General features: G+C 70.7%; 22 protein-coding genes and 1 tRNA gene. 15 read left to right on the plus strand and 8 right to left on the minus strand.

Annotated elements, in window-relative coordinates:
• Positions 1-124: 124 nt before the first annotated feature.
• Positions 125-1,243, plus strand: a complete 1,119-nt coding sequence (locus JQN70_RS18030) for a type IV toxin-antitoxin system AbiEi family antitoxin domain-containing protein (RefSeq protein WP_204132774.1) — start codon at positions 125-127, stop codon at positions 1,241-1,243.
• Here JQN70_RS18030 and JQN70_RS18035 read toward each other — a convergent pair.
• From JQN70_RS18035 to JQN70_RS18050, 4 genes are all read right to left on the minus strand, one after another.
• Positions 1,216-2,172, minus strand: a complete 957-nt coding sequence (locus JQN70_RS18035; RefSeq protein ID WP_204132865.1) for an inorganic phosphate transporter — start codon at positions 2,170-2,172, stop codon at positions 1,216-1,218. The genes JQN70_RS18030 and JQN70_RS18035 overlap by 28 nt on opposite strands.
• Before the next feature lie 45 nt (positions 2,173-2,217).
• Complete coding sequence (locus tag JQN70_RS18040; protein WP_204132775.1) at positions 2,218-2,841, minus strand: DUF47 domain-containing protein; 624 nt, start codon at positions 2,839-2,841, stop codon at positions 2,218-2,220.
• Positions 2,842-2,932: 91 nt separating this feature from the next.
• Positions 2,933-3,151, minus strand: coding sequence for a hypothetical protein (locus JQN70_RS18045; protein WP_204132776.1), 219 nt, complete (start codon positions 3,149-3,151; stop codon positions 2,933-2,935).
• A 289-nt stretch (positions 3,152-3,440) separates the two neighbouring features.
• Complete coding sequence (locus JQN70_RS18050; protein ID WP_204132777.1) at positions 3,441-4,085, minus strand: hypothetical protein; 645 nt, start codon at positions 4,083-4,085, stop codon at positions 3,441-3,443.
• A 142-nt stretch (positions 4,086-4,227) separates the two neighbouring features.
• On the opposite strand from JQN70_RS18050, the gene JQN70_RS18055 reads away from it, so the two are divergent.
• From JQN70_RS18055 to JQN70_RS18080, 6 genes are all read left to right on the plus strand, one after another.
• A complete protein-coding gene (locus tag JQN70_RS18055; RefSeq protein WP_204132778.1) occupies positions 4,228-5,361 on the plus strand; it encodes a YihY/virulence factor BrkB family protein in 1,134 nt (377 codons plus the stop codon).
• Positions 5,362-5,462: 101 nt separating this feature from the next.
• A complete protein-coding gene (locus JQN70_RS18060) occupies positions 5,463-6,530 on the plus strand; it encodes a serine/threonine-protein kinase (RefSeq protein WP_307836072.1) in 1,068 nt (355 codons plus the stop codon).
• A gap of 172 nt (positions 6,531-6,702) precedes the next feature.
• Positions 6,703-6,993: a DUF4193 family protein gene (locus JQN70_RS18065; RefSeq protein WP_204132779.1), complete on the plus strand. Its 291-nt coding sequence runs from the start codon at positions 6,703-6,705 to the stop codon at positions 6,991-6,993.
• Positions 6,994-7,033: 40 nt separating this feature from the next.
• The gene (locus tag JQN70_RS18070) at positions 7,034-7,678 is read left to right on the plus strand and encodes a PadR family transcriptional regulator (protein WP_204132780.1); all 645 of its coding nucleotides are present in this window, start codon (positions 7,034-7,036) and stop codon (positions 7,676-7,678) included.
• Between the two features lie 154 nt (positions 7,679-7,832).
• A complete protein-coding gene (locus tag JQN70_RS18075) occupies positions 7,833-8,837 on the plus strand; it encodes an ATP-binding cassette domain-containing protein (protein ID WP_204132781.1) in 1,005 nt (334 codons plus the stop codon).
• Entirely contained in the window at positions 8,834-9,589 is a 756-nt protein-coding gene (locus JQN70_RS18080) for an ABC transporter permease (protein ID WP_204132782.1), read from the plus strand. The genes JQN70_RS18075 and JQN70_RS18080 overlap by 4 nt, the downstream gene beginning before the upstream one ends.
• 40 nt (positions 9,590-9,629) lie before the next feature.
• Here the strand turns inward: JQN70_RS18080 and JQN70_RS18085 are convergent, their stop codons facing one another.
• The gene (locus tag JQN70_RS18085) at positions 9,630-10,133 is read right to left on the minus strand and encodes a DinB family protein (RefSeq protein ID WP_204132783.1); all 504 of its coding nucleotides are present in this window, start codon (positions 10,131-10,133) and stop codon (positions 9,630-9,632) included.
• Between the two features lie 179 nt (positions 10,134-10,312).
• Between JQN70_RS18085 and JQN70_RS18090 the strand changes: the two genes are divergently transcribed.
• Together JQN70_RS18090 and JQN70_RS18095 are read left to right on the plus strand one after the other, a co-directional pair.
• Entirely contained in the window at positions 10,313-11,272 is a 960-nt protein-coding gene (locus JQN70_RS18090; protein ID WP_204132784.1) for an endonuclease/exonuclease/phosphatase family protein, read from the plus strand.
• 60 nt (positions 11,273-11,332) lie between these two features.
• Positions 11,333-12,196, plus strand: coding sequence for a hypothetical protein (locus JQN70_RS18095; protein ID WP_204132785.1), 864 nt, complete (start codon positions 11,333-11,335; stop codon positions 12,194-12,196).
• A gap of 14 nt (positions 12,197-12,210) precedes the next feature.
• On the opposite strand, the gene JQN70_RS18100 is transcribed toward JQN70_RS18095, so the two are convergent.
• Together JQN70_RS18100 and JQN70_RS18105 are read right to left on the minus strand one after the other, a co-directional pair.
• Complete coding sequence (locus JQN70_RS18100) at positions 12,211-13,740, minus strand: hypothetical protein (RefSeq protein ID WP_204132786.1); 1,530 nt, start codon at positions 13,738-13,740, stop codon at positions 12,211-12,213.
• A complete protein-coding gene (locus JQN70_RS18105; protein ID WP_204132787.1) occupies positions 13,730-14,224 on the minus strand; it encodes a SigE family RNA polymerase sigma factor in 495 nt (164 codons plus the stop codon). Before JQN70_RS18105 ends, JQN70_RS18100 begins: the two co-directional genes overlap by 11 nt.
• 231 nt (positions 14,225-14,455) lie before the next feature.
• Between JQN70_RS18105 and JQN70_RS18110 the strand changes: the two genes are divergently transcribed.
• The 5 genes from JQN70_RS18110 (at position 14,456) to JQN70_RS21175 (ending at position 17,200) form a co-directional block, all read left to right on the plus strand.
• Positions 14,456-14,531, plus strand: a tRNA-Lys gene (locus JQN70_RS18110).
• Positions 14,532-14,752: 221 nt separating this feature from the next.
• Positions 14,753-15,076: a histone-like nucleoid-structuring protein Lsr2 gene (locus tag JQN70_RS18115; protein ID WP_204132788.1), complete on the plus strand. Its 324-nt coding sequence runs from the start codon at positions 14,753-14,755 to the stop codon at positions 15,074-15,076.
• Between the two features lie 71 nt (positions 15,077-15,147).
• Positions 15,148-15,414, plus strand: a complete 267-nt coding sequence (locus JQN70_RS18120; protein WP_204132789.1) for a hypothetical protein — start codon at positions 15,148-15,150, stop codon at positions 15,412-15,414.
• Between the two features lie 330 nt (positions 15,415-15,744).
• Entirely contained in the window at positions 15,745-16,200 is a 456-nt protein-coding gene (locus tag JQN70_RS18125) for a hypothetical protein (protein ID WP_204132790.1), read from the plus strand.
• 394 nt (positions 16,201-16,594) lie between these two features.
• Positions 16,595-17,200, plus strand: coding sequence for a DUF732 domain-containing protein (locus JQN70_RS21175; protein WP_350339812.1), 606 nt, complete (start codon positions 16,595-16,597; stop codon positions 17,198-17,200).
• A 322-nt stretch (positions 17,201-17,522) separates the two neighbouring features.
• On the opposite strand, the gene JQN70_RS18135 is transcribed toward JQN70_RS21175, so the two are convergent.
• Complete coding sequence (locus JQN70_RS18135) at positions 17,523-18,461, minus strand: hypothetical protein (protein ID WP_204132792.1); 939 nt, start codon at positions 18,459-18,461, stop codon at positions 17,523-17,525.
• Between the two features lie 385 nt (positions 18,462-18,846).
• Between JQN70_RS18135 and JQN70_RS20405 the strand changes: the two genes are divergently transcribed.
• Positions 18,847-18,927 carry a hypothetical protein gene (locus JQN70_RS20405; RefSeq protein ID WP_326521463.1) on the plus strand — a complete coding sequence of 27 codons (81 nt, stop codon included), beginning with the start codon at positions 18,847-18,849 and terminating at the stop codon, positions 18,925-18,927.
• Positions 18,928-19,271: the final 344 nt, after the last annotated feature.

Genomic DNA, 19,271 nt, shown 5'->3' on the forward strand with positions numbered 1-19,271 from the left:
GCGGCGGAACTCGCAATGAGTGGGAGGTCGACGCGAATCCACAGGCGCTCCCGAGGTGGGCCGCCGTCCACAGATGCTCGTCCGGGCCTGTCCGGGACGCGGTGGCGCCCGGAGCATCAGTCGGATGTTGCTGCTTCCCCGGCTCCTGGCGCTGCCCCAACCGTTCTTCCTCGACGACGCCGCGCAGGCTCACCTGTCACGTCACCAGGTCACCCGCGAGGTCGAGCGCGAGGTGCTCACGCGGCTGCACCGGGGCCTGTACGCGGTGACGGACACCTGGCACGCCACTCCTCCGTGGGACCAGCACCTCGGCCTGGTCCACGCTGCGCACCGGGCGCACCCCGGGTACGTGACGAGCCACGTCAGCGCCGCGCGCCTCCACGGCCTCCCCCTGCCCGGTCGCCGGCTCCCGCAGGCCGTCCTCACCGTCGACGACGACTCCACCACCAGCGGGCACGAGTGGCTCGACCTGCGGCGCGGCGAGCTCCCCGGCGACGAGCGCACCACGCTGGCGGACATCGACGTGACGACGATCCCGCGCACGGTCGTCGACTGCGCGCGCTCCCTCCGGCTCCCCGAGGCGGTCGCCATCGCGGATGCCGCCCTCCGGGCCGGCAGGTGCACCGCGGACGACCTCGTCCGGGTGCGTCGTGGCCAGCGTCGCTGGCCCGGCGTGACCCGCGCCGACGTTGTCTTCGCCCACGCAGACCCCCGGCGCGAGAGCTGGCTCGAGTCGGCCTCCGCGGTGACCTTCCACAGCTGGGGTGTGCCCCTCGGCGTCCCTCAGGTCGACGTGTTCTCGCCGGACGGTGAGTGGCTCGCGCGGGTGGACGTGGCGTGGGCCTCCCTCGGCGTCGTCGGGGAGGCCGACGGACGCGGGAAGTTCCTCGGCGCCCCCGAGCTCGGTCTCGGGGACGTGCCGGCCGACGTCGCCCGGAGGCTGCTGCGCTCGCACGACCGTGCCGAGTCCCTTCGCGGCCTCGGCCTCCAGGTCGTGCGCTGGACCTCGCAGGAGCGCGCGTCCTCACCCCGTACGGTCGTCGCACGCTGGCACCGTGCGGTCGCGGCGGCGGCGGCGTCCTCGCACCGCGCGGTCTTCCGGTGCTCGTGCTGTCGGTTACCGCCCACTGATTGCGAGTTCGACCGCTTTCCCGGGCTCACATCGGCGCGTCGAGCGGCACAACTCGCAAGAAGTCGGGTGGGGCGGGGGTGGGGTCAGACCAAGGGGGAGAGGACGACGTAGACGAGGGCGGCGGCGAGGCCCGCGCCGGGGAAGGTCAGCACCCACGCGACGACGATCGAGCGGGCCACGCCCCAGCGCACCGCCTTGGCCGACCGGGTCGACCCCACCCCGGTGATCGCCGCGGTGATGGCGTGCGTCGTCGAGATCGGCGCGCCCGTCATCGTCGCGACCCAGAGCACCGACGCCGCCGTCGCCTCGGCCGCGAACCCCTGCGGCGGGTCGAGGTGGATGATGCCGCGCCCGAGCGTCCGCATGATGCGCCACCCGCCGGCGTACGTCCCCGCCGACAGCACGACGGCCGACAGCGCGATGACCCACCACGGGATCGACCCGTCCGTCGCCGACCGGTGCCCGCCGGCGACGAGCGCCAGCGTCACGACGCCGGCCGTCTTCGACGCGTCCTGCATCCCGTGCCCGAAGGCCATGGCCGCCGCGGACACCGTCTGCGCGTACCGGAACCCGCGCACCGCCGGGCCGGGCCGCGCCCGCCGGAACAGCCAGAGGATGAGCGTCATCACGGCGAACCCGCCGACCAGCCCGACGACCGGCGACAGCACCATCGGGACCGCGACCTTGTCGATCACGGTGTCCCACTTGACAGTCGCCCCGGCAGCGAGCGCCGCTCCCCCGAGCCCGCCGATCAGCGCGTGCGTCGACGACGACGGCAGCCCGCGCCACCAGGTCAGCAGGTTCCACCCGGTCGCCCCGACGAGGGCCCCGATGCACAGGAGGATGCCCGCCGACCCCACCGGCACCGACACGATGTCGCCGCCGATGGTCTCGGCCACCCGCACGCCGACGAACCCGCCGAGCAGGTTCATCACGGCGGCCAGGCCGAGCGCGATGCGGGGCGTCAGCGCCCGCGTCGAGACCGAGGTCGCGATGGCGTTCGCCGCGTCGTGGAAGCCGTTGGTGTACGTGAACCCCATCGCGAGGACGACGACGAGGGCGGCGGGCCACCAGTCCACGGCCGGTCAGGACTCCCGGACGGCGATGGCCTCGACGGTGCGCGCGACGTGCTCGAAGCCGTTGGCCGTCGCCTCGAGCGCGTCGATGATGTCCTTGTGCTTCATCACCGTGATGGCGTCGGCCTTCTTCGCGGTGAAGAGGTCGGCGAGCATCCGGCGGTACTGCTTGTTCGCGCGGTTCTCGAGCCGGTTGATCTCGACCCAGTACGCGCCCATCTCCTTCATCGAGCGCAGCTGCGGCATCGCGTCGTGCGTGAGGTCGGCCATCCGCGCGATGACCTCGACCTGCTTGGCGACCCGCGGCAGCACCTCGTCGACCTGGTAGAGCACGATGAGGTCGACCGCGGCCTCCATGAGGTCGACGCACTGGTCGAGCGCGACGGCGAGGGCGTGGATGTCGGCCCGGTCGAAGGGCGTGACGAACGACCCGCCGACCTTGCGGATGATCGCGTGCGTCGCCTCGTCGGCCGCGGCCTCGATCTCGTGCATCCGCCCGAGGATGACCTCGCGCTCGTCGCCGTCGGCGCCGAGGAGCGCGGTGAGCTCACCCGCGCCCTCCACCAGCTGGCGCGCCGACGCGGCGAACAGCTCGTAGAAGGTGGGGTCCTGGGGGGTGAGGCGAAAGCCCACGATGTGCGTCTCCCGGGGAACGGCCTGGTGCTGGGTACAGGCTAGGGCCACGACGGGCCCCCCACGCAGCGGACCCCCGAACCACCCCCGCTCAGCCCGGCCCGGAGCCCTCCGGCCCGCCGCCGTCGGCGTCCGACCCCTCGCCGTCCGACCCCTCGTCATCGGACCCCTCGCCGTCGACGCCGAGGATCTCGTCGATGCGCTCCTGGCTCATCGGACCGGTGCTCGCCGACGCCTCGAGGACGAGCGCACCGACGAGGTCGATCTCGTCCTGCAGCGCGTCGTCGGTGAGTGAGGGGTCACCGGTCATCGCCCCACCGTAGAGCGTCGGGCGGGCGCGCCGACAGTGCTCGACGGGCGACTTTGGGTCCATGCCCGGACAACGCGCGAGGGGGGTGGCGGGTGCCGGACCGGGAGCGCCTCACGGCGCGTGGCCGCTCGGAGCGGCTGATGTTGGGACCCGGGGCTGCCGCGGTCCGGCACCCACGAGAGACCCTAACGCGTCGGTCGCCCGACGGTGTTCCCGATGCCCGATGTTCTCCCACCCCGGACGCGTCGTCGCAGGTCAGCCGGCCGGGGCCGTCACCACGCCCGAACCCTCAGTCGAGGTCGCCGGCCCGCCAGAGGTTCGCGCAGGCGCGCAGGTCCTCGCCGGTCGCGAGCAGGGCCGACCCGGTGCGGGTCAGCTCGCTGGCGCCACCGGGGTCGAGCCGGTCGCTGTCGTGGGCGAGCTCGGCCCGCCCGGCCGCGATGACGGCGCAGAACGCGGCGGCCCGCTCGAGGGCCACCGCGAGGTCACCCGCGAAGACGCCGGCGAGGATCTGGTCGGCGACCCGCTGCAGCTCCTCGGGCTGCGGGGGCTCGGCGATGCCGGCCACGGCGTGGGCGACGTCGGTGAAGCGGATGCCGGCGGCGTACTCGCGGCTGGCCTGCTCGGGGCTGCGGCGCACCCACTCGCGCAGCGCGTAGAGCCGCCACAGGGCGCCGGGCAGCGAGCGGGCCGGGCGCGAGGCCCAGAGGTCGGCGACGGTGGACAGCCCCAGGTCGTCGACGAGCGAGACGAGGCGGGTCGTCACCGCGGGGTCGTGCGCCGAGCGGCCCGTCCCGACGAGGATCGCCGCCGTCTGGTGCGCGACCTCGGTGGTCTCGGCGGGGCCGGGCAGCATCCCACCGTGCGCCTCGAGCGCATCGGGCCCGAAGTGCACGGGGCGGCGCGGCAGCGGCCGGCGTCCCTCCTCACTCATCCCCCGAGTCTGTCACCCCGGTCCCGCCCGCGGTCCGGGGACGGCGACCACACCGTCCCTGACGTGCACGGACCCCGCCCTGCCCCGTTAGGTTGGGAGGGACCCGGCGCCCGCGTGCGCCACCGACGGCGTGAGGACGACGATGGCGACGCAAGGAGCAGCGCGCGAGCGCACCGCACCACCCGCCGACCACGGCGCCACGGCCGACTCGCCCACCGACGTCAGCCCCCGCGGGTGGCGCACGACGGCGACCTCGGCCTTCTCCGAGTTCCAACGCGACCAGTGCACCGACCTCGCCGCGGCCCTGACCTACTACTCCGTGCTCGCCGTTTTCCCCGCGATCCTCGCGCTCGTCTCCCTGCTCGGCGTCTTCGGGCAGGGCGAGTCCACGACCCAGGCCCTCCTCGACGTCGTCCGCCAGCTCGGGCAGACCGACGCCGCCGCTCAGCTCGAGGAGCCCGTGCGGGCGATGGTCGGCGCGAGCGGCGCCGGTTTCGCCCTCGTGCTCGGCATCGCCACCGCCCTCTTCTCGGCCTCCGGCTACGTGGGCGCCTTCGGGCGGGCGATGAACCGCGTCTACCAGGTCCCCGAGGGGCGCCCGGTCTGGAAGCTGCGCCCACAGCAGGTGCTCATCACCCTCGGGCTCGTCCTCATGGCCGCGATCGTGCTCGTCGGGCTCGTGGTCAGCGGGCCGCTGGCCAAGGTCGTCGGCAGCCGCATCGGCCTCGAGGACGCCACCGTCACGGTCTTCGACGTCGCGAAGTGGCCGGTGATGCTCGGCGTCGTCGTCGTCATGGTCGCCGTCCTCTACTACTGGACCCCGAACGTCCGCCAGCCCCGCTTCCGCTGGGTGTCGGTCGGGGCGGGGGTGGCCATCGTGGCCTGGGTGCTGGCGTCGGTGGGCTTCGGGTTCTACGTCACGACCTTCGGGTCGTACGCCAAGACCTACGGTTCGCTGGCCGGCATCGTCGTCTTCCTCCTGTGGCTGTGGATCACGAACCTCGCGCTGCTCTTCGGCGCCGAGGTCGACGCCGAGCTCGAGCGGGTCCGCGAGCTGGAGTCGGGCATCAAGGCCGAGCGCTCGGTGCAGCTGCCGCTCAAGGACTCCTCGGGCGCCGACAAGGCGCGGGGGAAGTACGACGAGCGGGTGCGCGAGGGTCGGCGCATCCGCCGCCGCGCGGGAGCGCCGGATGCCCGCGGGGCCGACGGCGGCGCCGGCGCGACCCTCGAGCCGCTGCCCTCCGAGACGGCCCGCGCCGGCCGCCACGACCGCTGACCGGCGGGCTCGGCGGGGCGCTTCGACAAACCCTGAACATCGCAGGTCGGAGAGGCCTTCCGGGGCGCTACGATCCTCGACGTGCACACAGGCCCCGTCCGGTGAACCGGCTCCAGCCCGAGTATCTCCTCGGTCACCGCTACCGCCTGGGCGCCCGCATCGCCTCCGGGGGCATGGGCGACGTCTGGCGGGCCGAGGACACGGTGCTCGACCGGACGGTCGCGGTCAAGGTGCTGCGGCCCAGCACCGACGGCGAGCCGGTCTTCGTGCGGCGCTTCCGCGACGAGGCCCTCTACGCCGCCGCCCTCAGCCACCCGAACATCGCGGCGCTCTTCGACTACGGCGAGGAGGACTCGCTCGCGTTCCTCGTCATGGAGCTCGTCGAGGGCGAGCCGCTCTCCGAGCTCGTGCGCCGCGAGGGTCCCCTCCCGGTCGAGCGGGTGCGCGCGGTGCTCGCCCAGGCCGCGCTCGCGCTCGGCGCCGCCCACGAGGCCGGGGTCGTCCACCGCGACGTCAAGCCGGCCAACATCCTCGTCACCGCCGACGGCACGGTGAAGCTCACCGACTTCGGCATCGCCCGCGCGGTCGACGGCAGCGGCCACACGCAGACCGGCGAGATCGTCGGCACGCCGCACTACCTCTCCCCGGAGCAGGCGCTCGGCGAGCCGGCCACCGGCGCGAGCGACCTCTACGCCCTCGGTGTCGTCGCGCACGAGATGCTCACCGGCCGGCGACCCTTCGACCGCAACACGCCGGTGGCCACGGCGCTGGCGCAGGTCAACGACCCGCCTCCCGCCCTGCCGCCGCACGTGGGCGGCAGCCTGCGCGCGCTCGTCGAGCAGTGCCTCGAGAAGCGGCCCGACGCCCGCCCGGCGAGCGCCCGCGAGCTCGGCGAGCGACTGGGGCTCCCGGAGTCCGACCTCGGCGAGGCCGGCCGGGTCGCGGTCGAGGTCGTCGGCAGCGCGGCGCGCGTCGAGGCGCACGGGACGCCGGTCACCGACCCGACGCCCACCCCGGACGTCCCGGAGGCCCTGTCCCGGCGTCTCGGACGACGTCGAGTGCCGCGCCAACCGCGACCCGCCGCGCCCCGGGTCCACTGGGCCTGGGTCCCCGCCACCGGGGTCGTGGCGGCCGTCCTCGTCGCCCTGGCCCTCGGGCTGACCCGGTGAGCGCCCGCCCGTCGGGGGCCGTCGGGAACACCCGGGCCCGGCCCACCGTTGTGCGGTCACGACGACCACCGCCACGGCGAGGACGTCCCACCGACCAGCTCAGCTCACCTCGACCCCTCGGCACCCCGGTCCACCGGCGACGCCGACCCCGACTCTGATGGGAGGGCCACCCATGGCCACCGACTACGACGCTCCTCGGGTCCGCGAGGGCGAGGAGGACAAGCCCGACAACCTCGTCGAGCTCGGCGCCTCCCGCGCCCGCGCGACGACCGACCTCCTCGAGGAGGACACCGAGGCCGTCGACGGGCACACCCTGCCCGGCGCCGACCTGTCCAACCTCTCGCTCGAGGTGCACGTCGTGCCCCGCCAGGCCGACGAGTTCTCCTGCATCAGCTGCTTCCTGCTGGTCCACCGCTCGCAGGAGTCCAAGCCCGGCACGAGCATCTGCCGCGACTGCGCCTGACCCCGGGGGACTTCGGGGGTCCGGCTCCTACACTGCCGACATGGCGGCCACCGAGACGCGTCTGCTCCTCCTCGGCTCGGTGATGATCTTCGAGCCGGTCAACGGCTACCAGATCCGTCGCGAGCTGGTGTCGTGGAACGTCGAGGAGTGGGCACACGTCAACCCGGGCTCGATCTACTCGGGACTGACCACCCTCGCCCGCCGCGGCGAGCTCGAGCGGCACGACCTCGTCGACGGCACGCGCCCCGTGGCGGTCTACACGACGACGCCGACCGGGCGCGAGGCCTTCGGGCGGATGTGGCGCGAGGCGGTCGAGACCGTCGACCTGCTCTCCCCGCTGGGGTTCCACACGGCGATCGCGCTCATGGCCCTCGTGCCGCGCGAGGAGGTGGCCGACGCCCTCGCCGCCCGGCTCTCCGCCCTCGACGTCGGTGTGCTGCGCCAGGTCGAGACGCAGGGATCGATGGAGCACTCGCCGCCGCACGTGCGCGCGATGGCCGACCTCTGGATGGGGTTGGCACAGACCGAGCGTGAGTGGATCGTCACGACGCTGCGCCGCGTGCGCGCCGGTGAGCTCGACCTGCTCGGCGAGGAGCCGACCTGGGCCCCCCGTGCCGACGACCCGGGGTGGGAGATGGCCCGCGACCGCGCGCGCTACGTCGAGATGATCGCCGCCCGCGGCTGACCCGGCCGCGACCCTTGCCCCCGCCCCGACCGATGAGTTCCTGTCGGTGGGCCGGTCCATCCTGTCCGGAGGCGCCGCTCCATCCCGCTTGACGCCTCTTGTTCAATGTTGAACACTGATCGGTGTTCAAGCTTGACCACCCAGGAGGACCACCATGATCCACGCACGAGGGCTCGTGCAGACCTTCACGACCCGGGAGGGCCGCCAGAAGAAGGAGGTCCGGGCCGTCGACGGGGTCGACCTCGACGTCGCCGAGGGCGAGGTCGTCGGCTTCCTCGGCCCCAACGGCGCCGGCAAGACGACGACGCTGCGGATGCTCACGACGCTGCTCCGGCCGACCCAGGGCACCGCCACGGTCGCCGGCTTCGACGTCGTCCGCGAGTCGGCGCAGGTGCGCCGCAACATCGGCTACGTGTCGCAGAGCGGCTCGACCGGCAGTTTCGCCCGGGCCGGTGACGAGGTCGTCGACCACGGGATGCTCTACGGCCTCTCGCAGGCCGAAGCGACCCGGCGGGGCAAGGAGCTCTTCGACCAGCTCGACCTCCCGGGGCTCTGGACCCGCCAGCCGAAGTCGATGTCCGGGGGCCAGCGCCGCCGGCTCGACATCGCGATGGGCCTGGTCCACGACCCCACTCTCGTCTTCCTCGACGAACCGACCACCGGGCTCGACCCCCAGGCCCGGGCCAACCTCTGGGAGCACATCGCCGGGCTGCGCACCGAGCGCGGGGCGACCGTCTTCCTCACGACGCACTACCTCGACGAGGCCGACGCCCTCTCCGACCGCATCGTCATCATCGACCATGGCCGCATCGTCGCCGCCGACACGAGCGACAACCTCAAGGCCCAGGTCGCCGGCGACCTCGTCGACCTCGAGGTCAGCGACGCCTCCCGCGTCGGCGAGGCGGCCGCCCGGCTCGAGGCCGTCGCCGAGAGCGTCGAGGTCGACGGCTCGCACGCCCGGGGTCGGGTGCCGCGGGCGGCCAAGGTCGTCCCCGGCCTGATGGCCGACCTCAGCGGGGCCGGCCTCGAGCTCGCGTCCATCGAGGTCAAGCGCCCGACGCTCGACGACGTCTTCCTCACCCTCACCGGCCGCTCGCTGCGCGACGCCGAGTCCGGTCCCGCCACACCCGATCCCGTCGAGGCAGGAGTCCCCGCATGACCTTCCTCCGCCAGTCCTTCATCGTCTTCCGCCGGCAGCTGCGGATGAACCTGCGCAACCCCGCGTGGGTGCTCATCGGGCTCATGCAGCCGGTGCTCTACCTCTTCCTCTTCGGTCCGCTCCTCGAGCCCATCGCCAAGCAGTTCGGGTACGCCAACCACTGGACGTTCTTCGTGCCCGGGATGCTCGTGCAGCTGAGCCTCTTCGGGGCCTTCTTCGCCGGCTTCGGGCTGATCTCGGAGTGGCGCGACGGCGTCGTCGAGGCCGAGCGGGTCACGCCGGCCAGCCGCGTCGCGCTGCTCACGGGGCGCCTGATGCGCGACGAGCTCCAGCTGCTCGTCCAGGCCGGTGTCCTCATCGGGCTCGGCTACGCCCTCGGGATGGACGCGGCCGGCGGTGGCGCGGCGATGGGCGTCGTCATCACCCTGCTCGTCGGTGGCGCCTGCGCCGCGGCCTCGAACGCGCTTGCGCTGACCACGAAGAGCGAGGACGTCATGGCGCCGGTCATCAACGTCGTGATGATGCCCGTGCTGCTGCTCTCGGGCATCCTCCTGCCGATGACCCTCGGCAAGCAGTGGCTGCAGACCGCCAGCGACTTCATGCCGATCAAGTGGGTCACCGATGCCGTCCGCTCGACCTTCCTCGGCGAGTTCGGCAACGACAAGGTGCTCTACGGCACCCTGTGGGCGGTGGGACTGTTCGTCGTCGCGATGTGGTGGGGCACCTCGACCTTCCGCAAGGAGGACACCTGAGCATCGACCGGGCGTGACGGCCGGCGGCGTCGCCCGGGGGTCAGTCCCCGGTGACGCCGTCGGCCATCTCGCGCAGGAGGTCGAGGTGGCCGTTGTGGCGGGCGTTCTCCTCGATGAGGTGGAGCAGCACCCAGCGCAGCGTCGGGTGCTCGCCGGTGCGGAACGGCGTCACCGCACGGTCGTCGAGGTCGAGGTCGGCGATGATCGCGTCGGTGACCCGCGCCTGCTCCTCGTAACCGGCGAGGACCTCGGCGAGCGGCAGGGTGGCACCGTCGACGAACTCCTGGTCGGGCGACTCGTCGGTCCACGGCCCGCGGTCGGGGCCGCCGACGAACCGGTTCTCGACCCACGAGTGCTCGACCCAGCGCATGTGGTTGACCACCCCGCCGATGCTCATGAGCGGTGAGGTGCCGAGCGGCGCCTCGGCAGAGCGTCCGTCGGCGAGGTCGCGGCACTTCTCAGCGGCGGTGTCACGGGTGTATTGGAGCATCGTGAGGAGCGTCGTGCGCTCGTCCCAGGCGGCGGGGGTGTCGGTTCTCGGCATGCCGCCACAGTAGGCCGGACCTCCGACGGGTTCATCCCCGATTCGTGCGCGACGGCGCGCACCGTCGGTCGTCGACGGCTTTGCGAGTTCTCGCAGTGCGCTTGCGGCGCGCGGACCCCCGGGCTCAGGATCGGCGTCGAGCGCCCTGCGTGGGGGCGCCGAGACGAAGGGGGATTCCCATGGGGCTCAGGACGATTGCTGCACGGCTGGCGCCGGGGGTGGCGCTGGCCGCCGCCGTCGCCGGCGCTCCGGCACTCCCGGCGCAGGCCGCCGCCACCGCTCCGGAGGCGTACCGGCTCAAGGTGGTCGAGCACAACATCGAGGGCGGGCCGGGCTTCGGTGGGGCGCCCGAGGCCCTCGCCGGCGTCAACGCGCAGATCACCGCGTTCGACCCCGACGTCGTCATGCTCACCGAGGTGTGTGCCAACCAGCGCGACGAGTTCGTCAAGAAGCACCCGGGGTGGACGGTCTACTTCTCGGTCATGGTCGAGGTCCAGGCCAGCTGTGGGAACAAGAGCACCAACCCGAACCTCCGCCAGGGCCAGCTGCTCGCCTCCCCGCACCACCTGAGCAACGTGTCGAACGACAACCTCGGCGACGCCGACGCCGACGACCCGAACCGGGTCAAGCAGTTCAAGCTCCTGTGCGCCGACGTGAAGATCGGAACCCGGGCCGATGACAGCCTCCGCGCGTGCGTGACGCACCTGCGCGCGCACCGGGAGCCCGAGGACCATGCAGCGCGTGAGCGGCAGACCGCCCGCATCCGTGCCCTGCTGCACGACCGCATCTGGACGCAGGGGCAGGCGGTGACCGTCGGCGGCGACTTCAACGCCCAGCCGAACTTCAACGCGATGGACAGCATGTACTACCTCAAGCGCGACAGCACGTTCGGCGGCTCGGGCGACTTCCACGAGGCCGAGCAGACCGACCCGCAGTGGTTCTCCACCCACGGACCGTCCGTCACCTGCCGGGCCACCGTCTGCCGCACCGGTGAGCGCACGATCGGCACCGATCTGAAGTACGACTACCTCTTCATCTCGCGCAACGTGACCCACGGCGGACGGGTCAGTGGACTGGTGCTCGACACGTACGAGTCCGACCACCACGTCTACCGGGCGTTCTTCGACATCACCTACTGAGGCGGTGGTCCGACGCGGCCGGTGGGCCCGTCGGGCGCTCCCGCCTGCGAGGATCGGGGGATGGGTCTCGCCGACATCGCCTCCGAGCTCTACGGGCTGCCGCCCGAGGAGTTCACCGCGGCGCGCAATACCGCTGCGGCAGAGGCGAAGTCGTCGGGAGATACGGACCTCGCGGCGGCGGTCAAGGCGTTGCGCAAGCCGTCGGTCGGCGCCTGGCTGCTCAACCGGCTCGTGCGCGAGCACGGTGCGGAGGTCGAGCAGGTGCTCGAGCTCGGTGCCCGGCTGCGAGCCGCCCAGGGGACGCTGGCGGCGGCCGAGCTGCGAGCGCTCGACACGCAGCGTCGGGCGTTGACGCGGGCCGTCGCTGGGCAGGCGGTGGCCATCGGGCAGTCGTCGGGGAGGTCGGTGTCGGCCGCCGTGGCCGCCGCCGTCGAGGAGACGCTGCGCTCGGCGATGGTCGACCCGGACGCCGGGACGGCACTGACGTCGGGCCTGCTCGTCGACACCTTCTCGGCCTCGGGCCTCGACCCCGTGGACCTGTCGCGCGCGGTGGCCGTCGAGGGCGCCGCGCCCCGACCCCGCCGGACCTCGACGTCGGAGGGTGACGACGGGCCCGACCCCGCGGCCGTGGCCGCCGCGCGGCGCGGCGTCGAGACCGCGGAGACCGGGTTGCGGCAGGCGCGTGAGGCTGCCGAGTCCGCCCGCCAGGTGGGGGTCGCCGCCCGCCGGCAGCGCGACGAGGTGGAGTCCGAGCTGGCTGCCGCCCGGCGCCGGGTCGAGGAGCTCGAGGAGCGGCTGGCCACGGCCACCACGGCCGACGAGGACGCTCGACGCCGCCAGCACACCGCGACCCGCGACGAGCGCACCGCGGTCGAGGCGGCCCAGAAGGCCCAGCGCGCGCTCGACGCGCTCCTCGACGGCTGATCGCCCGGGCCCGCCTACAGGCCCGCGTCCCGGAGGACCTGGCGGGCGAGGACCAGCTCGGCGTCGACGAGCGCCCGCTGCTTGCGCAGGGGCCCTTGGTACTCGACCACGAGCGGCGCCTGCGCCGCGGCGAGGAGGTCGGCCAGACGCTGCACGGTGTGGGTCTGCTGCTTGCACGTGACGTCGGCGACGGCAATGGCCACGTCGCCGGACTCGACGCGTCCCTCGTCGAGTGCACCGGTGTCGATGCCCGCCGGCACCAACGACCCGGGCTCGGTGGTCAGCCCGCGCGCCTGCATGCACCGCGCCCAGTCCTCGATCGCCTGGCGGTAGGGCGCCGACTGCTCGGCGCGGGTCTCGGCGGCCGGGATCTCGGTCGACCAGGCACCCTCGTCCGGCTGCCGGTTCAGCTGCCGGAGCACCGGGTCCTCCCGCGCGCACGCGGCCGCGGCGGCGGCCTGCCGTGCGGCGAGCTGGGGGTCGGTCGTCGACCGGTCGGCGAGCGCGGCAGCCTTCGCGCTGGACGTGTACTCGAGGTATCCGTACCGCGTCGCGTCGGCCATCCGCCAGACCCCAAAGCGACGCGGCGGGGGGTCGGGGATGACGCGCCGCAGCGGGTCGGCCGGGGTCACGCCCCTGGCCTGCTGGCAGTGGATCATCGCGACGCGGGCGGCCGAGACGATGTCCTCCGACTCGGCCTGGGTCGGCCAGTAGGCGTCGTAGGGCAGGGCGATCGTGCCGGTGGCCTCGTCGACCGTGGCGGTCGTCGGCACCGGGACGGCGGGCACCGTGTCGGCGGCCGCCGCGAGCTGCGGCAGCGCGGCATCGACCGTGCGCTTGCCGGAGCAGATGCGCAGCGTCGCGCCCGCGAGGTCGGCCGCGCCGGTGACCACCCCGAACGTGGCCGACCAGCCTGCCCCGGCCGCGACGGTGGAGGTCTTCGCGAGCTCGACGGGCTCGGCGTCGGCCTCGAGCGTGACGCCGCAGACCCGTTGCCCCTCGGGCAGGAGCACGACGACGTCCACGGTCACCGGGGTCGGGTTGCCGAGGCGGTCGAGCGGGCTGCCGTCGACGCCCCCCACCCAGAACGCGGCGTCCGGCCGGCCGGTCAGCGGGGTGGTCGTGACGGCGGCGGACACCGTCCGGCCCCCTCCGCGGGACACGGCGACCGCCAACCCCTCGCACGTGTCCGTGTGCACCTGCACGCGGACGGACCGGTCGCCGGTCGGAGGTCCGGAGTCGAGCCACGGCGTCCCACCGACGTCGACGCCGTTCTCGGCGTTCGGGGGCGTCCCGCCGGGCGCGAGGTCGGCCAAGCGGCAGTCGGTCTGGCCCGTCCGGGCCGGGCTCGGCGCGAACACCGAGCGCGGCCAGGGGGCGGTCAACACCGGCACCGCGACGGCCGCGACGAGTGCTGCGGCTCCCCCGCGCCGGAGGCGGTGCCGCAGCCGTCGACGTCGGCCGCCCGCGAGGACGGCGTCGGCATCGAGGGCCATCGGAGGCGCGATCACTCGCTCGAGGAGGTCGGTCAGCTCATCGGACATGGGGGTTCTCCTCCCGCTGGTGCAGGACACGGAGCTTGGCCAGACCCCGTGAGGCACAGGACTTGACGGTGCCCGTGCTGACGTCGAGGGCGTCGGCGGCCTCCGCCTCCGACAGTCCGACGTAGTAGCGGAGGACGACCACCTGGCGCTCGCGCAGCGGCAACCCCCGCAGAAGGGCGACGACGTAGTCACCGTCCTCGGGGCCGACGTCCGTGCTCCCGCGCTCGGGCGGTGTGGCCATCGCGACCTCCCGGCCGGAGCGCCGCTGCTGGTCCAGGTGCAGGTTGAGGACGACCCGGCGCGTGTAGGCCAGCGGGGAGGTGTCCCGCAGGTGCCCCCAGCGGAGGTACACCCGCTCCAGCGCGGCCTGGACCAGCTCCTCGGCCTGCCCGGAGTCGCCGCAGATGAACCACGCGGACTTCAGGAGGCGGGGGGAGACGGCGCGGACGAACTCCACGAACTCCTCGTCGCGCTCGCTCGTCACGCGTCCCCCCGTTCCACCACCGGTCGTGTACACCCCCTCAACGCAGAACCCGCGGCGGAGGTTGAGTCCCACGCGCGACTTTCTGCCCACCCTCACACCGCGATGCCGCACGGTACCGCTCCGGCCCCTGGGGTCGGTCGGGTTCGTGGCCGGGGCCGGCACCTCGGAAGCGACGGACTACCCTCGGCCCATCGGAGACGGGCCGGGCAGCACCCCGGTCGGCGCCGCCGAGGGCCTCTAGCTCAATTGGCAGAGCTGCAGACTTTTAATCTGTAGGTTGTCGGTTCGAATCCGACGGGGCCCACCATCGCCGCAGGTCAACTGCTGTTCCGCCGATCCGCTCCATCCCAGAAAGCACGCGATGTGGCGATGCGTGTGGCTACGTGCCGTCACATCCGCCGCCTCGGCTGGAACATCTGCCATGAGCACCGGCCCCGCCAGGTCACGGTCCCGGCGACGGCTTGCGATGTGGTCAGCGACACTTGCTGTGGTTGACTCCGACGAACGAAATTCCTGGAAAGGAACCTCATGGCCCAGCGAACGGTCACGATTCTCTCGGACGACCTCGACGGCAAGGAGAGCGCGGACATCCAGACCGTGGCTTTCGGCTTCGACGGTGCGAGTTACGAGATCGACCTGTCGAAGAAGAACCGCGCTGCAATGGAGAGGGCTCTTGCGCCGTACCTCAACGCCGCGCGCAAAGCGACGAGCACCCGCGCACGAACGACCCCTTCTCGCCGCGCCACCGTGACGTCCGATGACCGTGACTGGCTGCGCAAGAATGGCTTTCCGGACGTCAAGGACCGGGGCCGGCTCACCAAAGCGGCGACCGATGCGCTGAAGGGCCGCTGAGCACCGACCTTCATTCGCAGCGCCTGCACGGTCCGCTTCCTCACTGTCTGTTGACCGACGATGTGATCGCGGTGCAGCCCGTCGACGCGAGCGAGTTCGACCTGGATTACATTGCGACGGCCCTGCAGAGCGCGGTCACGGCGGGCGGATTCCTTTACGAGGCCAAGTTGTTTGCCACTCGCGTCAAGGAGCTCAGCATCGCGGTCCCAATCGACGAAGCGGGCGCCTTGGATCTCGACCAGCAGCGGCAGATCGCATCAGCATCCAAGCGCTTCCAGTCAATCGTGGCGCGCCTTGCTGAGGTTGGCCGATGGAGCACAGAGGCACGCATAATCTGAGCTCGCGTCAATAAGGAAGCGACCGCGATGACCCACGTGCTGGACCTCATCCTCAGCGTCGCCGCGGCCGGTACCCGACACCGCGGGAAGGACCCGCCCGGAACGTCTTTCGTCGATCCGCACCACCTCGACCAACACTTGCAGCTATCGTCTGAGTTCGAGGTGCTGGACGCCGATCCGTCCGTGCTCCCGGGGGACATTCACGCTCATTCTGACCGACAGCTCATGCTTGAGCGAACCGGACAAGATCACTATGAGCCTGAACCTCACGGTCGACTCTGTGCTCAGCGCCCTCGAGTCCATCGACGTGTTCTGAGCAAGGAGATCTTCGTGTCCAACACCGTCATGACCGCCGCTTTCGGCTCGAGCCGGCGCTTCTCCGGACTTCCCGGCTTCGTCACCGTGTTCGCCGAGTATGTCGTCGGAGGAAGCGGTGTCATGGTCTTCCACGATCTCGACAGCGGGCGGCGTGTCCGCATTTGCCCGGGTGAGGTCACGGAGCCGGTGGCTCTCATGGCCGGATTCGCCCTGATCTCCGGGATCGAGCTCGGCGATGCCGCTGATCTCGCAACGCGTCTTCAGGCCTCGGGATCCGACGTTGAGCTCTCGGCGGAGGACGCCGAGGTCCTACAGGCGGTGGTTAGCGGCTATGAAGTTTCGCTCGTCGTGACGTTCCTGAGTGGCGCTGCCAATCTCGCCAGCGCTGACTTCGCCGACACAAGCTGGACTGTGCGCGTCGCGGTGGCTGCCGACTATCCCGACCCCTCCTTTGCCACCGTCGGCTGACTCAGCTCACGCCTAGGCCACCCGGGGCAAAAGAAACGTCCTCGCACGACCGCGTTGGCCGAAGCCACAGCCGGTGGCGTACCCGTTGTGCGCCAGCAGACTTGGCCCCACTCAACCCTGATCCGAGCCCTGATCTGTGACGGGCTGGACTCGCGAACGCGCCACGGTGCTCGAGAGCAGGACGCAGATTCGACAAACCCTTGCGGGGACTCGCGCCCCCTGTTGATCGAAGGTCACAAGCATGAACTCACAGAACAACATTGAAGGCTGGTCCCTTCAGTACCTTCCAGACGGACGCTGCCGTCACTGCAGCAAGCCTGTCGAGGCGGCCGCACGATCGATCCACCCCAGGTACTGCTCCGCCTTACAACTGGAACCGGTGCAGCCGACGGGCATGCCGCATACGGATCCGCGGGACGAGTCGGCTGAAGTGCCTCCGCCAGTTCCACCAGTTCCTCCGGCGGGTTGGCATGCCGACCCGAGTGAGCCGCGGCAGTGGCGCTTCTGGGATGGGGCCCTCTGGACCGAACATACCCACCCAATCTCAAGCGACCAGCCCATTCTGCCGCAAGCAGATCTCGCCCAGAATCCCACGGCCGAAGGGACCTCAGGACAGTCGCAGCACAGAGCACGATCCCGCACTCGAATTGCGTTGCTGGTTGCTGGCGGTCTCTGTCTGTTAGTCGTCGCCGTTGGTTGGGCAGGTGCAGCTGTCTTGAAGTCACACGCCGACGGTGCATTCTTGGAGGAGATGCACCAAGACCCAGGGTGGTCGGGGTTCGGAGACGAGGAAGCCGAACTGCTAGTAGAGTTTGGACGAGGAGTCTGCGAGGGCTTCGACAATGGAATGGACGGGGTTGAGGTCTACGCGACGCTGGTCAACTCGATCGGAACCGCCAACGATCCAGATGGGATCCCTGCCCAGCAGGTTAGCAGCTTGATGGACCACGCGATCGCGGCCTACTGTCCGGCCCGCGCTAATCTCTGGACTGACCATTAAGCAGTTCAGAGTCGCCCAACCCTGCCGATGAACCGAACGAAGCGGCAAGTAACGGTCGTTCGAGAAGAGCGGTTGGACTGCAAGCCAAGGTTGAGGCCAAAGCCGCCTGGCTGTTCGAGCGCAGAGCATCGGGGCAGCGACTCGGGAGCTGGCCCGGTATGCGCGTTCCGCTTCGATGGCCACCTTCTGGCCAACCACGTCTACGGTGACACCGCCAACCATTCGCCCGTTCTCCATCTTCGTCGCGTCATCGGAGGCCGACTCTTCGACAACCATCTGGGATCACACTCGAGGCGGTACGGGAGAGCGTAAGCGCCGATCACTACGGCGACGAAACACCTGCCGTGTCAGGGTGAATGGCGAGCATCTCCTGCACAATTTCCACGCCGGGAACCGAGATCGTCGCCGTGTTGATCTTCTCTTGCGCCCTGAGCGGTTGGGTTCCGTCCAAGAAATCGTCCGAAACGTCACGTAGGCTGACGAGTTCTTCCCGTCGATTCGATTCAGAAAGTGGCTGCGAGTCGATAAGTTCAGTGTAGTCGCAGATCTTTGTACCCTCCTTCAACTTGCCTGCTGTCGTAACGCCGAACGCGTAGTTGTTGAAGGATGCTCCTTGGAAGCCTGCCACTTCATAGTAGTTGAGGATGTGGGCCCCACAGCCCCCTCCCATCGCCCGAAGTCCGTTAGTGGATCGCTCGGCCTCTACGAAAGTGGTCTTACCCAGAATCAACCAAGGTACATCCTTCTCTGCGTTCCCCGTTGCTGGGTTGTAGACGTAGTGTCGACCAACAGTCATTTCATCATCTGTTCGACTGGTAAAAGTGAGCGCCACTACGTCATCGTTGTCCGAGATAAATGCTTCAATGTACAGTGTGTCGAGGACGTACAACTCGTCACGAAGTGTGGTTCCGCCTGCTTCAATGTCACGCCGAATCACCGATACCGGCTCGCGGTCCAGCGCCTTTTCAAGACTGTCGCGGGTGCCTCCCAGTGTGATCGCGTCCACCGCCCTTTGATCAAAGCCGGGCTGGCGGTGTGTCCACCAACTATGTACCCACCCAGAGATTGGGCCGAGACCCAACACAGCAACAACTATCAGAGATAGAATTCGGCCAACGAAGCTCAGATTCTCCCACCAAGCCTTAAACTTCTCCATCTTGGAGTTCGTGCTCATCTTTGCTTCGGCGGCTGGACTAGCCTTCGCCTGCACTTTGCCCGAGCTCCCGCTCTTTCCCTTGGCGTTCTTAGCGCTCTTTGACACCCCCGCAGGCTCCCACAGTGCCCGCCAAAGCGCCTACCGAACGAGCGAGGTTGACCAGCCCGCGTCCAGCGCCAGATCTTGAGAGACACCACGCGCTAGTCCTCCGTGCATGAGACCTTCCCGCAACCCTGATCAAGGCTGCCTGCCTTCGGCCACGGCGATGCCCGGCAGTGCCGAGCGCATGCACCGCCATGGTCGTTTCCATGGGGAGGATCGACAACATCGATGATCCTGAGCGCCGCGCGCCCACAGCGCGGTGCCCGTTGGTGGTTGCAGTCGTGACCGACGACCGCGGACGGGTGCTGCTCATCCACAAGACCGGCAATGATCTGTGGGCGCTGCCGGGGGAGGCCACGAGATCGGGGAGTCGATCGTGGACACGGTGGTGCGGGAGGTGAAGGAGGAGACGGGGTTCGACGTCGAGGTCGAGACCATCACGGGGCACCTACACAAAGCCGTCGGCTAGGTTCGCGAGCATTGCTGAAGGTCAGCGCCGGCAGACACGGGCGGGGACACATGTGCGGTCACATCACCCACCGAAGAACGACCACCAGCCACCGCGTGCATGAGGCATTCGCGCAGTTCATCGCCCTGTTGCAGCCTGCCTGAGAACAGGCTCTCAGCCTTCCGTAGGTTGTGGGTTCGAGTCCCACGAAGACCGCAGTACTGCTTCCCCGATGCTGGACGAGCGGGCCGACTGTGGGCAAGGGGAACCCCAGGCCGCGGAGGGGTCTGCCGGTCGCGGTCCGTCGACGTCGGTCCTCCCTCCGACGTCGTCGGCGAACAAGCCCTTCCGTTCGCGTGCGGCGT

This window comes from Phycicoccus sonneratiae, assembly GCF_016887965.1.
Lineage (GTDB): Bacteria > Actinomycetota > Actinomycetes > Actinomycetales > Dermatophilaceae > Phycicoccus > Phycicoccus sonneratiae.

Bases quoted from the DNA above. Each gene is read 5' to 3' on its own strand.
- JQN70_RS18030 (WP_204132774.1), top strand. From the start codon at position 125: ATGTTGCTGCTTCCCCGGCTCCTGGCGCTGCCCCAACCGTTCTTCCTC.
- JQN70_RS18035 (WP_204132865.1), bottom strand. From the start codon at position 2,172: ATGGGGTTCACGTACACCAACGGCTTCCACGACGCGGCGAACGCCATC.
- JQN70_RS18045 (WP_204132776.1), bottom strand. From the start codon at position 3,151: ATGACCGGTGACCCCTCACTCACCGACGACGCGCTGCAGGACGAGATC.
- JQN70_RS18050 (WP_204132777.1), bottom strand. From the start codon at position 4,085: ATGAGTGAGGAGGGACGCCGGCCGCTGCCGCGCCGCCCCGTGCACTTC.
- JQN70_RS18055 (WP_204132778.1), top strand. From the start codon at position 4,228: ATGGCGACGCAAGGAGCAGCGCGCGAGCGCACCGCACCACCCGCCGAC.
- JQN70_RS18065 (WP_204132779.1), top strand. From the start codon at position 6,703: ATGGCCACCGACTACGACGCTCCTCGGGTCCGCGAGGGCGAGGAGGAC.
- JQN70_RS18070 (WP_204132780.1), top strand. From the start codon at position 7,034: ATGGCGGCCACCGAGACGCGTCTGCTCCTCCTCGGCTCGGTGATGATC.
- JQN70_RS18075 (WP_204132781.1), top strand. From the start codon at position 7,833: ATGATCCACGCACGAGGGCTCGTGCAGACCTTCACGACCCGGGAGGGC.
- JQN70_RS18080 (WP_204132782.1), top strand. From the start codon at position 8,834: ATGACCTTCCTCCGCCAGTCCTTCATCGTCTTCCGCCGGCAGCTGCGG.
- JQN70_RS18085 (WP_204132783.1), bottom strand. From the start codon at position 10,133: ATGCCGAGAACCGACACCCCCGCCGCCTGGGACGAGCGCACGACGCTC.
- JQN70_RS18090 (WP_204132784.1), top strand. From the start codon at position 10,313: ATGGGGCTCAGGACGATTGCTGCACGGCTGGCGCCGGGGGTGGCGCTG.
- JQN70_RS18095 (WP_204132785.1), top strand. From the start codon at position 11,333: ATGGGTCTCGCCGACATCGCCTCCGAGCTCTACGGGCTGCCGCCCGAG.
- JQN70_RS18100 (WP_204132786.1), bottom strand. From the start codon at position 13,740: ATGTCCGATGAGCTGACCGACCTCCTCGAGCGAGTGATCGCGCCTCCG.
- JQN70_RS18115 (WP_204132788.1), top strand. From the start codon at position 14,753: ATGGCCCAGCGAACGGTCACGATTCTCTCGGACGACCTCGACGGCAAG.
- JQN70_RS21175 (WP_350339812.1), top strand. From the start codon at position 16,595: ATGCCGCATACGGATCCGCGGGACGAGTCGGCTGAAGTGCCTCCGCCA.